We start from the raw sequence: 13912 nt of genomic DNA on the forward strand, positions 1-13912 counted from the left end.
AGCGGCGTCAGTCGCGGTGGTGTCGCCCGGTGGAGCGAAGGGAGCGGCGGCCGCTCTCCTGCTCCGGCTCGTTGTCCGCCACCGGGTTGCTCAGGCCGGCGACCCAGTCGACGAACTCCTCGTCCTGCGCCGGCAACGCCTCGGTCGCATCGGACGCGGCCGGGCTCTCGTCCTCCGCGCGGGACCGGTTGCGGCGGAACAGGCCGCCCAGCCGGCCCCGCCGGGAGGGCTGCTCCGCGTCGTCGCCGGCTGCGGACGCAGCCGGTACGGCGTCGGCGCTCGCCGGACCACCGGTGGCGGCCCCGGTGCCGACGCCGGTCTGCTCGGGTACCACCGGAGACGCCGAGGTCGGGATGGCCTGTTCCGCCGGCGCGGACGGAACGGCCTCGGTGGTCCGGTCCGGCGTGCCGGCCGCCCGGCGCCACCGGGCGGCCGCCCGGTCCGACGCGCTGCGCGGGCCGCTCGTGGGTCCGGTCGGGCTCGATGATCCGGTGGGAAGGGTCGGGTCGCTGGTCGCGGCCGAGTTGGTCAACGCGGGCCCGGTGCCGCCCGTCGGGCTCTCCCGCGGGTCTGCCGGCCCCTCGCGGCGCGCGGATGTGAAGGCGTCCCAGGTGCTGGCGTTGGTCAGGTCCGGCAGGGGAGCCCGGTGCCGGGGGCGGGGCGTCCACTCGGTCGGCGCCGCCGACCCGGTCGAGGTGTCCGATGTGGCCGGTTCCGGCGCACCGGTCTGTGCGGGAGCCGTCCAGGCCGAGGTGACGGGCCAGGCCGGCGCGGCCGGAGTCCAGCGGTCCGCCTCCGGTTCGCCGGCCGCCGCCACCCCGAACAGCGGACCGGCGGGACCACCCGGGGCCGCGGTCCGGTCGGTCCGGTCGGTCCGGGGCGCGACGGTGGCTGCGGAACCGGTGGCCGGCTCGGCCGGGGCCGGGGTGGTGGCAGCGCTCGCCGCCGGGCCGGTGGCAGCGCTCGCCGTCGGGCCGGCGGCGGCTGGGCTCCCTGCCGGGCCGGTGGTGGCGGCGCTCGCCGTCGGGCCGGCGGTGGCTGGGCTCGCTGTCGGGTCGATAACGGTGGGGCTCGCCGCCGGGTTGGTGGCGGCTGGGCCAGCTGCCGCGTCGGTGGTGGGGGCCGGGGTCGCCGCAGGCGTCCGGGCTCCCCGACCGGGTTCGGTGCTCGGGGCGTCCCTGTCCGGGCGGGGTTCGTCGGTGGCCGTGCCGGAGCCGGCGCTGTCGGTGGTCTTGGCGGGCCGGGTGGTCCTCTTTGCGCGGCCGGACGTCGCGGACCCGCCCGGGTCCGCGGAAGCGTCCGGGGCGGCGTCCGGGGCGGGCGGCGTCGTGCCGTCGGCCAGCTCGGACGCCGTGGCGGCCGGGACGGACTTCGGCTTGCGGGTCCGGCGCGGCTTGGGTGCCGGCGCGTCGGCCGTGCCGTCGCTGGCCATGCCCGTGTTCTTGCCGGCCGTGCCCGCGTTGCTCGTGCCGGCGCTGCTCTCGCCCGCGCTCGTCGTGCCCGCGGTCGTGCCGGCGCTGCTCGTGCCCGCCTTGGTCGTGTCCGTTCCCGTGCTCACGGTGGTCGTGCCGTGGTGGGCCGGGCCCTTGCTCGGCGCGCCGTCGTCGGTCTGCCGGATCGCGCCGGTCGCTGCCGTCGGGGTGCTGGTCGAGCCGTCGTCCCCGGGGCCGCCCGCCGGAACGGCGGCGTCGACGCCGGTCCGGCTCGACCGGACGGAGCCGCGCGGGCCGGTGACGGTGGCCGTCCCGGCCGGCTCGGCACTGCCGGCCGCGTCGGCGGGGGACGTGCGGGTGCCGGGCACGGGCCCGGTGGTCTCGGTCGGCCCGGTCTCCTGGTGCTCGACGCCGGCCGGACCGTCCTCTGCCGGTCCGCCCGTGCTCGGCTCGCGCGTGGCGCGGTCACTCGGGTCGTCGGTGTGGTGGCGGGGGCGGTCGGCCGCTCGGGGCACGGGGGTGGCAGCCGCGCCGGTCGGGTCGGTGGGCATCGGGCCGTGCTGGCCGCTCGCCGAGGTCGCCGGCCAGTCCCAGTGGGCCGGGACGGTGCGGACGGCGCCGGTGCTGTCGGCAGCGCGCAGGTCCTGTCCGGCGCCGGGCCGCTTTGCGCCGGCCAACTCCGCGCCGGTGGGTTCCGCGGTGTGCCGGTCGTTCGCCGGATTCGTCGACTCGGCGCCGGGCAGGGCCGGGCCGGCGGGCAGCGGGCGAAGGATGGTGGTGGGTTCGATCGCCTGCGACTCGGCGGTGCGCGCACGCGCCGGCCAGCGCAGCAGGGCGGCGGCCGCCGCGCCGAGCGCGCCCGCGAGGATCGCGATCAGCGCGCCGTAGTACGGGGTGGTCTGGTAGCGGTCCACCGCGTCGCCGGGGCCGGCGGTCAGGTAGGCGAACGCCACCAGCACCGGACCGGCCACCCCGGTCGCCCCGCTGACCAGCGGAACCTGGCCGCGCCACCGGGCCAGCCCGGCCGTCGCCGCGCCGGCCAGCAGCGCGGTGAGGGGCAGCAGGACCAGCGCCAGCCGTTGTGCCGCGTCGTCGTCCAGCCAGTTCGGCTCGAGGACGCCGAGTCGGACCGTGGGCAGCGGCCCGTTCGTGCCGAGTGACGGCAGGACGGAGACCAGCGCCAGCACCCACACCGCACCGGCCACCGCCGCCATGTTCCAGCCCAGCTCGGGCCGGATCAGGACGGCGGTCGCCGCCCCGGCCCCGATCACCGCGCCGAGCACGGCGCAGATGCCGACGGCCCAGACCGGGTCGACGGAGATCAGTTCGGCTGCCCGGGCGGGCTGCATGCAGAGCGGGGCGACGACGGTGGCGCCGAACGCGGCCGCGGCGCCGATGGCCAACTGCCGGCCCGTGCTGGCCGGCACGTCCCGGCGGGCCAGGCGGCCGGTCAGGACGGCACCGGCGACGGCGGCGTTCGCGGCGAACCAGCCCACCCAGACGAGCTGGGCCGGCCACTGATTGACGGTCGTGCCGGTGAAGGCGCCGGTGAGTCGGATGATGCCGAATCCGTACGCGACGCCGAGCTGGCCGGCTCCGGCCAGCACGCTCACCCCGAGCGCCGTGAGCAGCAGTCTGCCCCAGGTCCGAAAGGCCATGTCCGGCACGTTACGCACCCGGTACACACGATCGCCACCGGCGCGCCGCTCGGCGCGCCGGCCGCTCCCCGGCGGGTCTACTTGAGTTCGACCAGGCGGGCCAGGTAAGTCGTGTCCCCGACATTGGTCAGCATGTGCACCGCTCCCGGGTCCCGGTAGACCACTCCGCCGGTGGGCTCGTCGGCGTCGATCCGGGTGCCGTCGACCGTCTGCACGACGTTCTTCGCCCCCTCGATCGCCACCACCAGATAGGGGTGGTCGTGCCGGTGCAGCGGCTGCCGCTCGCCCGGTTCGAGCCGGATGTGCCAGACCCGGACCCGGTCGTTCTCGTACACGATCTCCTGGCCCACCGGCCCGAGCTCGGTGCCGTCGAACACGTCGGTCATCATTCTCCGTCCAGTTGGGGCAGCACCTCGGCGGCGATCAGCTCGAGGTGGTCGAGGTCAGCGAAGTCGATCAGGCGCAGGTGCACCCGGGTGGTGCCGACCGCGGCGAACTCGCCGATCCGCTGCACGAGCTGCGCGGGCGAGCCGACCACCGGGTCCTCCGGCGGCAGCGCGCTCTTCTCGTGCAGGGGCGCGGCCCGCCGCTGCGCCTCCGCGTCGGTCCGGCCGATGGCCACCACGATCCCGGCGGAGAGGACCAGTGGCGCCTGCCCGGACTCCGTCCGGCCGGTGCGGTCGCACGCCTCGCGCACCCGGTCGTACGCCCTGGCGGACTCCGCCACGGACTTGAACGGCATGTTGAACTCGGTGGCGTACCGGGCGGCCAGTTCCGGGGTGCGCTTGGGGCCGCGCCCGCCGACGATGATCGGCGGCCCGGGCACCTGCACCGGCTTGGGCAGGGCCGGCGCGCCGACCAGGCGGTAGTGGTCGCCGGCGTAGCTGTACGTCTCGCCCGCCGGGGTCCGCCACAGGCCGGTGATGATGTCGAGCTGCTCGGCCAGCCGGTCGAAGCGTTCGCTGACGGCGGGGAACGGGATGCCGTACGAGGTGTGCTCGCGCTCGTACCAGCCCGCGCCGATGCCCAGCTCGACCCGCCCGCCGCTCATCTGGTCGACCTGAGCGACCATGACGGCCAGCGGGCCGGGCAGCCGGAAGGTGGCCGACGTGACCAGGGTGCCGAGTCGGATCCGCTCGGTCTCCCGGGCCAGCGCGGCGAGGGTCAGCCAGGCGTCCGTCGGGCCGGGCAGGCCCGGGTCGGCGCCCATCGACTGGTAGTGGTCGGCGCGGAAGAAGCCCTCGAAGCCGCCCGCCTCGACCATCCGCGCAAACCGGAGCTGGTCGTCGTACGTGGCGCCCCGGTGCGGCTCGGTGAAGACGGAGACCCGCATGCTCATCGCCCTTCCGCGCCGGCCGCGGCCGGCTGGTCGCGTTCCATCAACAGCTCGTGCAGGTCGGCGCTGACCCGGGCGACGTCGGCGAGGTGGGCGTTGCGGCCCAGCGTGCGGGGCCGCGGGATGGTCACGTCGACGACCTTGCGGATCCGGCCGGGGCGAGGGCTCAGCACGACCACCCGGTCGGCGAGCAGTACCGCCTCGTCGATCGAGTGGGTGACGAAGACGATGGTCGGCTTGTTCTCCATGTGCACCCGCTGGAGTTCGCCCGAGAGCTCCTCGCGGGTGAGTGCGTCGAGCGCGGAGAACGGCTCGTCCATCAACATCACCCGGGGCTCGCCGATCAGCGACCGGCACAGCGACACGCGCTGCTGCATGCCGCCGGAGAGCTCGTGCGGCAGCCGCTTCTCGAAGCCGGCCAGCCCGGCCACGTCGAGCAGCTGCCGGGCCCGCTCGCGGTGCTTGGCGCGGCTCCAGCCGAAGATCTCCACCGGCAGGAGAACGTTGTCCAGCACGGTGCGCCAGGGCAGCAGCGCCGGCTTCTGGAACAGCATGGCGATGTCCCGGCGGGGCCGCGTGATCGGCGTACCGGCCACGGTGATCTCGCCGGCGGTCAGCGGGAGCAGCCCGGCGACCAGCCGCAGCAGTGTGGACTTGCCGCAGCCGGAGCGGCCGAGCACGGCGACGAACTCACCCTCGGCGACGTCGAGGTCGATGCTCCGAAGCGCCTCCACCCGGCCGGATCGGCCCTCGAAGGTACGGGACACCCCGGACAGTCGAATCATCTCCGGCGGACCTCCGCTGAGTGGACGGTCAAGAATCCGGCAAAGGCTAGCCGTCTCGTCTCCCAATCGCACCGTCCGGGGTGGTCGTCATCTTGTTTCCGTTCCGCAACCCGATACGCCTGGCGTCGCAAAGGTGGGTTTCTCGTACGCTGTGCGCGCGAAGAGTCCCCTCACGACGGTGGTGCCCGGCTTCGACCCCTCCCGCCGGTTCCGCCGCGACAACCCCCTCCGGTGGCCTGCCGGCCCCGGTCGGAAAGGACATGGTGCACACATGAGAAGGCTGACCCGTACGGTCGCTACGGCCGCGCTGGCCACTGCCCTCGCCCTTGTCTCCGCCTGCAGCAGCGGGTCGGACTCGTCCGACGACGCCAAGGGCGGCAACGGCGGGGCGCTGGAGAAGGTGACCTACCTCACCTCCTTCGGCAACTTCGGCCGTGACTCCTACGCCTGGGTGGCGAAGGACAAGGGCTTCTTCAAGGACGCGGGCTTCGAGGTCGAGATCAAGGCCGGGCAGGGCACCGGTGGTGTGATCCAGACCGTCGTCGGTGGCCAGGCGGACTTCGGGCCGATCGACCTCACCGGCGGCCTGCTCCAGCTCGGCAACGGCCAGGCGAAGGACTTCGTCGCGGTGGCCGCGATCCAGCAGCGCACGATGGCCGGCATCGCCACCGTCGAGGGGAAGAACATCGCCTCCCCGAAGGACCTGGAGGGCAAGAAGCTCGCCGACACCCCCGGGTCCGTGGTCCGCAACCTGTTCCCGACGTACGCCCGGCTCGCCGGTGTGGACGCCAGCAAGGTGACCTGGGTCAACGGTGAGGCGCAGGCGCTGATCGGCACGCTGGCCTCCGGGTCGGTGGACGGCATCGGCCAGTTCGTCGTCGGCCAGCCGACCATCGAGGCGGTGGCCAAGAAGAAGGCCGTCATGCTGCCGTACAGCAACGTGATGCAGGACCTCTACGGCAACGTGCTGATCACCTCCTCGAAGATCGCCAAGGAGAAGCCCGAGATGGTGAAGCGGTTCACCGCGGCGCTGCTCAAGGGCCTGGAGTACAGCCTGGCGAACTCCAAGGAGGCCGCCGAGATCCTGAAGAAGAACGTCGACGCCACCAACCCGCTCGCGGCCGCCGCGGAGCTTGAGCTGATGGCCGCGTACGTCCGCTCCGGCAACTCCGGCACCGCGATCGGCACGCTGGACAACGGCCGGGTCGCCAAGAGCATCGCGATCCTGCAGGGCGCCGGCGCGCTGAAGCAGAACATCACCCCCGAGCAGATCATCGACTTCAGCCTCGCGCCGAAGGCCTGATCGTCCGGTCGTCACCAGGGGGTACGTCCCGCCGATTCCGGTAGGGCGTACCCCCGTCGCTCGTCGGCCCCCGGGGCCGTGCCATATCGAGGAGGACAAGATGACCGAGGTCCGGTCAGCGGAGCCGGCGGTGACGGTGGCCCCACCCCCGGGTGCCGCCCCCGGTGCGGGGCGCGCGGGTCGGGGTGCCGGCCTCCGTGCCGGGGCCGGGGCGGCGCTGCTGCCCGCGGCCGGCCTGCTGGTCGCCCTGGCGGCCTGGTGGTTGATCGCCCGGCTGGAACTGGTCCACCCGGCCGCCCTGCCACCGCCGGGCGATGTGCTCACCGCGTTCGTCGACAAGCCCGCCCGGATGCTCGAGCACACCTGGGACACGTTGCTGGAGATCCTGATCGGCTTCGCCCTGTCGGCGGCCGCCGGTGTCCTGATCGGACTCTCCCTGGCCAGTTCCCGCACGGTGGAGCGGATGTTCACCCCGCTGCTGGTCGCCGTCAACGCGGTGCCCAAGATCACGCTGGGGCCGCTGCTGGTGGTGGCGCTCGGCTGGGGTCAGAAGCCGATCCTGACCATGGTGTTCCTGCTCTGTTTCTTCCCGATCGTGCTCTCCACCGCGACGGGGCTGACCACCACTCCGGCCGACCTGGCCGAGTTGGTCCGCTCCTGGAACGCCTCCCGCTGGCAGGCGTTCCGCAAGGTGCGCTTCCCGGCGGCGCTGCCGCAGATCTTCGTCGGGCTCAAGGTGGCCATGCCGCTGGCCGCGATCGGCGCGGTGATCGGTGAGTTCCAGGCCGGCGAGAGCGGCCTGGGCTACGTCATCCTCCAGTACGCGGGCGTCGGCGACACCGCCACCGCCTGGGCGGCGATCATGCTGGTGGCGCTGGTGAGCATCCTGCTCTACTCGGCGCTCCTGCTGGTCGAGCGGATCGCCCTGCCCTGGGTCCGAGAGACCACCAGCAGCCGCTGACGACTGAGATCACAGGCAAGATCATCCCTGGAAAAGCGCAGGGCCGGCCCCCACCGGAGGCCGGCCCATTGCGGTGACCGTGACGCGCGGACGGTGTGGAGCGGCTACCCCGCCAGCCGCCACCGGCCGTTGCGCGCGACCAGCGTGGTGAGTGCCTGCGGCATCAGCCCGGAGTGGTTGTCCGGCGTCATCCGGATCGGGCCGGACAGACCGTCCATCTGGGACGTCTCCAGCACGTCCCGGATGCCGTCGCGGTCCACCTGCCCGGCCGGACCACCGGCACGCAGCTCGGCGTCGGCGATGAGCTGGATCGCGTCGGCGGCGAAGGACGAGGACCCGTTGTACCCGCCGAAGCGGGCGGTGTAGTCCTGGAACCACTGCCGCCGGGCCGCCTTCGCCGGCGTCGTGGCGATCACGTCGTCGATCACCATGGTCTGGGTGAAGATCAGCGTGGCCCGCTCGGTGGCCCGGGCCGCCGCGCCGAGGAAGAGGTCGCCGGCCGCGCCCGGGTCGAAGAAGAGCGACCCGCGGAAGGCGGTCTGCTGGGCGCTGGTGGCGGCCAGCGTCGCCTGCTCCGGCGGGGTCCAGATGACCAGCGCGTCGGGCTTGAGCCCGGCCAACCGCCCGATCTGCTGCGAGACCTCGGTGTCGGTGGTCTTCACCGACTCCTCGCCGACCGGCTTGATGGGGGTCTTGGCCAGTTCCCGGCGGAGTGCGACCGCGCCCTCCCGGCCGTAGTCGTCGTCGCTGTGGAGCAGGCCCACCTTGCGGACGTTCTTGCGACGCAGTTCGGTGGTGAGTGCCGCGGCGCTGTCCGCGGCGTTCGGGCCTAGTTTGAACACGTATCGCCGTTCTGCGGCCGGGCTGGCGATCGCGCCGGAAGCGGCGAGCGCAATGGTGGGAATCCGCTTCTCGTTGATGGTCCCGACGGCGCCGACCGCGCATTCGTTGCAGCCACCCATGATGATGGCGCTGACCCGGGAATCACCGCTGAAGTCAACGATGTTGCGTAACGACTCCGCGGCATCGGAACGGTTGTCCTTGACCTTCAGATCGATCTTCCGGCCGTTCAGTGCTCCGGAGGAGTTCAACTGCTCGACCTTGAGTTCCAGGGCCCGTTGGTATGCCCGGCCGACCGGAGCGGCGGCGCCGGAGAGTTCGAGGTCGGCGGCGATCACGATCGGACTCGTGTCCTGCTCCGCACCACCGAACTGACAGCCGGTGAGCGTGGTGGCCACGACGGCCGATGCGAGCGCCGCGATGGTCGCGGAGCGGATGGGGCTCAACTCAGTCCTCCAGGTGCGGGCGCGGGCGCTGCCCGGTCACCGCCGCTAATCCGTCCTCAGTGGAGGACGGGGTCTCCTCTGCCGTACGGTTGGCGCGAAGCCTGCAAAACCTTGCCAATGGCCGGCGCTGTGGTCAAGCGCGGACGCGGGTCGCATTTTCGGGACGGCCATCCCACATGCTGGGGTAACGCAATGTTTGCAAAAGCTCACTTTGCATACACGCGCGACCACTCTGGAGTTACATGCCCTGTTCAGGGGCTTGCGGAAATGAAGGTATCAGTTGACCGGATCACGGGTTGCGTGCCGTCCGACCGTTTCCTGCCCCACTGCGGCTTCCCAAAGAGGACCTTCTCTGATGAAATCGCGGCCGTGCCGCGCGTGGTCCCCTCCGCTTGCGGCACGGTTCGGCGGGTCAGGCGGGGAAGAAACGACGGAGGCGATGTCGTGAGCACCGGACCGACGACCCTGCCCGCGCTCGGCGACACCAATCGGCCCACCCGCCGACGGATGCCTAGACTGCGCGACGCCCGGATCCGGTCCAAGCTGGCACTGATCCTGGTCGTCCCGGTGGCGGCGGTGATCGCGCTGGCCACGGTCCGGCTGATCTCGGTCGGCGAGGGCGCCCTCGACGCCACCCGGGCGCGGTCGCTCACCGCGCTCTCCATCGACGTCAGCGCGCTGACCCAGGACCTCCAGGTCGAGCGGATGGCCGCGGCGGCCTACCTGGCCGCACCGCAGCAGCCCGCCGACGCGTACAACCTGCGGGTCCGCCAGACGCAGCAGCGGGTGGACGAGTACCGCGCCGAGCGGGGCCGAATCGGCGAGGTGCCGGCGGCCCTGCGGGACCGGCTGGCCGCCATCGACGACCACCTGGACACGTTGGACGGCACCCGCCAGGAGGTGCTGGACCGCCGGCAGATGGCCGTCGCCGAGGCGGTCCTGCGGTACGGCGTCATCCTCACCGACCTGGTCGCCTACGGTGACGGGCTCGCTCAGCTGCCCGGCGAGGAGAGCCTGTCGGACAGCCGGCGCGCGGTCGCCGCGTTCGCCCGGGCCAAGGCGTCCGTCGCCGAGGAGGGCGCGGTCGCCTTCACCGCCCTGACCGCCGGCCAGCTCGACGAGGAACAGTTCTCCTCCTTCGTCGCCACGCTCACCAGCCAGCAGGAGGCCCTGGTCGCCTTCTCGCTCGCCGCCGACCCGGAACAGCGCGCCCTGGTCAACAGCACCGTCTCCGGTGACGCCGTCGGCCTGGCCGACCGGGTGGCCACCGACATCACCCGCTCGGTCGGGCAACGACCGCTGGTCACCGCACAGGACGCCACCGCCTCCATCGGCGCGGTCAACGACCTGATGCGCTGGGCCGAGATCCAACTGCAGAACCGGTTGTTCGAGCAGGCCGACCAGGCGCGCGCGAACGTCATCCGGCAGGCCGTGGTCGAGTCGGTGCTGGTGCTGCTCACCCTGATCATCGCCGTGTCGCTGGCCGTGGTGCTGGCCCGCTCACTGAACCACTCGCTGCGCCGGCTGCGCGAGGGCGCGCTCTCGGTGGCCAACCACGACCTGCCCGACGCGGTGCAGCGGCTGCAGAACATGGGCAGCGTGGGCGACGGCGGGGTGGAGGAGATCGTCCGCCAGGTCCGGGACCCGATCCAGCTCACCAACCGCGACGAGGTCGGACAGGTCGCGTTGGCCTTCAACGTCGTACACCGGGAGGCGGTGCGGGTCGCGGCCGAGCAGGCCGCGTTGCGCACCAGCGTCTCGGCGATGTTCCTCAACCTGGCCCGCCGCAGTCAGACCCTCGTCGACCGGATGATCGGCGAGCTGGACGCGATCGAGCGTGGCGAGGAGGACCCGAAGCGGCTCGCGCAGCTCTTCGAGCTGGACCACCTGGCCACCCGGATGCGCCGCAACGACGAGAACCTGCTGGTCCTGGCCGGCGCCGACTCCGCCGTACCGCGTCGCGACGACGCGCTGGTGGTGGACGTCCTGCGCGCCGCCCAGTCCGAGGTCGAGCTGTACAACCGCATCGAGTTCGGCACGGTGGACACGGACATCTCGGTGGCCGCGCACGCGGTCAACGACGTGGTGCGGCTCGTCGCCGAACTGCTCGACAACGCCACCCGGTTCTCGCCACCGAACACCACTGTGGTCGCCGACGGTCGCCGGATCCGCGACTACGTGCTGATCCAGATCGAGGACCGGGGGCTCGGCCTCAGCGACGAGCAGCTCGACTCGCTCAACCGTCGGCTGGCCGCGCCGCCGAGCGTCGACGTCGCCGCGTTCCGGCTCATGGGTCTGGCCGTGGTCAGCCGGCTCGCCTCCCGCTACGGCATCCGGGTGGAGTTGCGCCGCAACATGGAGGGCGGCACCGTTGCCCAGGTGACGCTGCCCGCCGCGACCGTGGTGCTGCCCGCCAACCGGGGCCGCGAGCAGGTGCTGACCCGGCCGCGCCAGCCGATGGCGGTCGAGCAGACGCCGCTCACCCCGGTCGGTCACGCCGAGCCGTTCGCCGGCGCCACCACCTCGGCGGCGACGCTGCCCGACCAGTGGCGGACGAGCACGCCGACACCGGCGGCCTGGCAGTCCCCGCTGGACGCCCGGAACACCGCCCCGGCAGTGCAGGCCGGCGGCTTCACCGGGGCACACGCGACGGTGCCGCCCGCACCGGCCCCGGCCGCACCGGCCCCGGCCGCACCGGCCCCGGCCGCACCGGCCCCGGCCGCACCGGCCCCGCCGGCACGGACTCCGTACGGCAAGGGCGGGGGTGCCTCCCTGGGCAGCCCGACGGTGGCGTACCCGACCGTCGACCCGCTGCCCCGGCGCGGCTCGGGGGCGGACGCCACCGACGCGCGGAGCGCCTCGGTGCTGCCGGTCGGGCCGGTCGCCGGCCCGGGTGCGGTCGCACCGCCGCCCGCGCCGCCGATGCCGGCCGCCCCGGTCAGCAACCGGCCCGACTTCCCCGCCGAGGCACCGATCTTCCGGGAGATGGAGGCGGTCTGGTTCCGGTCGCACGGCGACGACGCCACCGCGATCTTCACCCGGCCGCAGTTCGACTCGCCGCCACCGCCCGCCGACGCCGGCTCGCGCTCGGGCGGCGGGGGTCACACGACCGCCGCGTCCGCGCCGGCAGCGTCGCCGGCCCGACCGCCACTGCCGACCCGTACCCCGGGCAGCTCCGCCACCGATGGCACCGGAACGCCGGGCAGCGCGGGCACCGGCGGGCTCGGAGCCGGGACGGCGGCACCGCCTCCGCCGCCGTCGTACAGCCCGCCGCCGGCCGCCCGGACCACGCCGGCCGCGCCCGCCACTCCGAGCGCGCCCGCCACTCCGAGCGCGCCCGCCACTCCGAGCGCGCCCGCCGCTCCGGCGGTGGACCCGAGCGCCTGGCGGACGGCCGCGGACGAGGGCTGGTCCCGGGCCAGCAGGGCCGCCGAGCCGGCCGCCGCTGGAACCACCCGCTCCGGGCTTCCCAAGCGGGTGCCGCAGGCGCAGCTCGTGCCGGGCGGCATCGAACCGAAGGCCGGCCGGGACCGCAGCCGGCGGACCCCCGATGAAGTACGCGGTCTGTTGTCGGCCTACCACCGTGGCGTGCAGCGCGGACGGTCGGCCGGAACGGACGTGAACAGCACCTCGACCAAGGAGAGCCGATGAACAGGCCAGCTGCCATGCAGGACATGGGTTGGCTGCTCACCAACTTCGCCGACAGCGTGGCGGGCATCGCCCACGTGGTGGCGGTGTCCGCTGACGGGCTGCTGCTCGCCTCCTCCCGGGACCTCCCGGGAGACCGGGCGGACCAGCTCGCTGCGATCACCTCTGGAGTGGTGAGCCTGACCGAGGGCGCGGCCCGGATGTTCAGCGCGGGCGGGGTGTTGCAGACCGTCATCGAGATGGACAGCGGCTACCTCTTCCTCATGTCGATCAGCGACGGCTCGTCGATGGCCGTGCTGGCCGCGCGCAGCTGCGACGTGGGCCAGGTGGGCTACGAGATGGCGCTGCTGGTCGAGCGGGTGGGTGCCGCACTGGTGCCGCTGCCGCGCGACGCGGTGCGCTCGTAGCGACGAGACCACGGCGTGCCGACGGCGCGCCGGACCAGGGAGGGGAGGCGGTGTGGACCGGCTCCACGGGGGACGAGGAGGTGACCGGGGATGGACCAACGACGCGCTGACCCGCGCGGCGCCCTGGTACGTCCCTACGCGGTCACCCGCGGTCGTACCGAGCCCCGGCAGGACATCGCCCTCGAGGCGGTCCTCACGTCCTCTCCCACCCAGGTCGCCGAGTCCCGCTTCGCGGGGCATGACAAGCACCGCATCGCCACGGTCTGTGAGGGCCGGGCACAGTCGCTGGCGGAGATCGCCGCGTACACCCGGATGCCGCTGGGCGTCGCCCGGGTGCTGGTCGCCGACATGGTGGCCGAGAGCCTGCTGACGTTACACACTGCTGCTCCCGCCGAGGGGTTCGAGGAGCGGATGGAACTGCTTGGAAGGGTGCTAAGTGGACTTCGCAGGCTATGACCCCGCTGGGGGGCGGCAGAGCCGGGGAATCGTCTCCGCGAAGATCGTCGTCGCGGGCGGCTTCGGCGTCGGTAAGACGACGCTGGTCGGTTCGATCTCCGAGATCACACCGCTGACCACGGAGGCGGTGATGACCGCGGCCGGTGTCGGCATCGACGACCCGTCCAAGGTGCCGGGCAAGGAGACCACCACGGTCGCCATGGACTTCGGCCGTATCACCATGGCCCAGGACCTGATCCTGTATCTCTTCGGCACACCCGGCCAGACCCGGTTCTGGTTCATGTGGGACGAGATCATCCGGGGTGCGGTGGGCGCCGCCGTGCTGGTGGACACCCGCCGGATCACGGACGCCTTCGCCCCGCTGGACTACTTCGAGAACCGCAACCTGCCGTACGTGGTGGCGCTGAACCGGTTCGACGGCGCTCCCCAGTACGAGCCGGAGGAGGTCCGTGAGGCGCTGGCCATCTCGCCGCAGGTGCCGCTGGTGATGACCGACGCCCGGCATCGGGAGTCGGTCAAGCAGGTGCTGGTGACGGTGGTCGAGCACGCGATGCTCCGGCTCCAGGCCGAGCACGGCCGGGGCTTCCCCACGCCGGTCGGCTGATCCGACGTGGCCGGCCGGCACACACCGGCCGGCCC

The 13912-nt window shown here is 73.3% G+C and carries 11 protein-coding genes; 6 read left to right on the plus strand and 5 right to left on the minus strand.

The annotated features are described in order from the left end of the window. Window positions 1–7: 7 nt before the first annotated feature. The 4 genes from AB0K07_RS19780 to AB0K07_RS19795 all read right to left on the minus strand — a co-directional run bounded on the left by AB0K07_RS19780 (window position 8) and on the right by AB0K07_RS19795 (window position 5212). Entirely contained in the window at window positions 8–3091 is a 3084-nt protein-coding gene (locus tag AB0K07_RS19780) for a hypothetical protein (protein ID WP_363756862.1), read from the minus strand. Between the two features lie 77 nt (window positions 3092–3168). Next, window positions 3169–3477, minus strand: a complete 309-nt coding sequence (locus AB0K07_RS19785) for a cupin (protein WP_074314545.1) — start codon at window positions 3475–3477, stop codon at window positions 3169–3171. Continuing rightward, on the minus strand, window positions 3477–4424 hold the full coding sequence (locus AB0K07_RS19790) for an LLM class F420-dependent oxidoreductase (protein ID WP_363757165.1): 948 nt from the start codon (window positions 4422–4424) through the stop codon (window positions 3477–3479). Before AB0K07_RS19790 ends, AB0K07_RS19785 begins: the two co-directional genes overlap by 1 nt. A gap of 2 nt (window positions 4425–4426) precedes the next feature. Continuing rightward, window positions 4427–5212 carry an ABC transporter ATP-binding protein gene (locus tag AB0K07_RS19795; RefSeq protein ID WP_363756863.1) on the minus strand — a complete coding sequence of 262 codons (786 nt, stop codon included), beginning with the start codon at window positions 5210–5212 and terminating at the stop codon, window positions 4427–4429. A gap of 271 nt (window positions 5213–5483) precedes the next feature. On the opposite strand from AB0K07_RS19795, the gene AB0K07_RS19800 reads away from it, so the two are divergent. Both AB0K07_RS19800 and AB0K07_RS19805 read left to right on the plus strand, forming a co-directional pair. After that, window positions 5484–6515, plus strand: a complete 1032-nt coding sequence (locus AB0K07_RS19800; protein ID WP_363756864.1) for an ABC transporter substrate-binding protein — start codon at window positions 5484–5486, stop codon at window positions 6513–6515. A gap of 100 nt (window positions 6516–6615) precedes the next feature. Beyond that, window positions 6616–7476: an ABC transporter permease gene (locus AB0K07_RS19805; protein ID WP_363756865.1), complete on the plus strand. Its 861-nt coding sequence runs from the start codon at window positions 6616–6618 to the stop codon at window positions 7474–7476. Window positions 7477–7580: 104 nt separating this feature from the next. Here AB0K07_RS19805 and AB0K07_RS19810 read toward each other — a convergent pair whose 3' ends face one another. Continuing rightward, window positions 7581–8762, minus strand: a complete 1182-nt coding sequence (locus AB0K07_RS19810) for an ABC transporter substrate-binding protein (RefSeq protein ID WP_363756866.1) — start codon at window positions 8760–8762, stop codon at window positions 7581–7583. A gap of 444 nt (window positions 8763–9206) precedes the next feature. Here AB0K07_RS19810 and AB0K07_RS19815 point away from each other — a divergent pair, with 444 nt between their 5' ends. The 4 genes from AB0K07_RS19815 to AB0K07_RS19830 all read left to right on the plus strand — a co-directional run bounded on the left by AB0K07_RS19815 (window position 9207) and on the right by AB0K07_RS19830 (window position 13877). Then, window positions 9207–12413 (plus strand): nitrate- and nitrite sensing domain-containing protein, encoded by a 3207-nt coding sequence (locus tag AB0K07_RS19815; RefSeq protein WP_363756867.1) that lies wholly within the window; start codon window positions 9207–9209, stop codon window positions 12411–12413. Continuing rightward, the gene (locus AB0K07_RS19820; RefSeq protein ID WP_007465177.1) at window positions 12410–12817 is read left to right on the plus strand and encodes a roadblock/LC7 domain-containing protein; all 408 of its coding nucleotides are present in this window, start codon (window positions 12410–12412) and stop codon (window positions 12815–12817) included. Before AB0K07_RS19815 ends, AB0K07_RS19820 begins: the two co-directional genes overlap by 4 nt. Before the next feature lie 90 nt (window positions 12818–12907). Then, a complete protein-coding gene (locus AB0K07_RS19825) occupies window positions 12908–13273 on the plus strand; it encodes a DUF742 domain-containing protein (RefSeq protein ID WP_363756868.1) in 366 nt (121 codons plus the stop codon). Further along, window positions 13254–13877, plus strand: a complete 624-nt coding sequence (locus AB0K07_RS19830; protein WP_363756869.1) for an ATP/GTP-binding protein — start codon at window positions 13254–13256, stop codon at window positions 13875–13877. Before AB0K07_RS19825 ends, AB0K07_RS19830 begins: the two co-directional genes overlap by 20 nt. Window positions 13878–13912: the final 35 nt, after the last annotated feature.

It is taken from the genome of Micromonospora sp. NPDC049301 (genome assembly GCF_040678715.1).
Taxonomy (GTDB): Bacteria; Actinomycetota; Actinomycetes; order Mycobacteriales; family Micromonosporaceae; genus Micromonospora.

Excerpts from the sequence above, each read along its gene's own strand:
- AB0K07_RS19780 (WP_363756862.1), bottom strand. The coding sequence starts at position 3,091 with ATGGCCTTTCGGACCTGGGGCAGACTGCTGCTCACGGCGCTCGGGGTG.
- AB0K07_RS19785 (WP_074314545.1), bottom strand. The coding sequence starts at position 3,477 with ATGACCGACGTGTTCGACGGCACCGAGCTCGGGCCGGTGGGCCAGGAG.
- AB0K07_RS19790 (WP_363757165.1), bottom strand. The coding sequence starts at position 4,424 with ATGCGGGTCTCCGTCTTCACCGAGCCGCACCGGGGCGCCACGTACGAC.
- AB0K07_RS19795 (WP_363756863.1), bottom strand. The coding sequence starts at position 5,212 with ATGATTCGACTGTCCGGGGTGTCCCGTACCTTCGAGGGCCGATCCGGC.
- AB0K07_RS19800 (WP_363756864.1), top strand. The coding sequence starts at position 5,484 with ATGAGAAGGCTGACCCGTACGGTCGCTACGGCCGCGCTGGCCACTGCC.
- AB0K07_RS19805 (WP_363756865.1), top strand. The coding sequence starts at position 6,616 with ATGACCGAGGTCCGGTCAGCGGAGCCGGCGGTGACGGTGGCCCCACCC.
- AB0K07_RS19820 (WP_007465177.1), top strand. The coding sequence starts at position 12,410 with ATGAACAGGCCAGCTGCCATGCAGGACATGGGTTGGCTGCTCACCAAC.
- AB0K07_RS19825 (WP_363756868.1), top strand. The coding sequence starts at position 12,908 with ATGGACCAACGACGCGCTGACCCGCGCGGCGCCCTGGTACGTCCCTAC.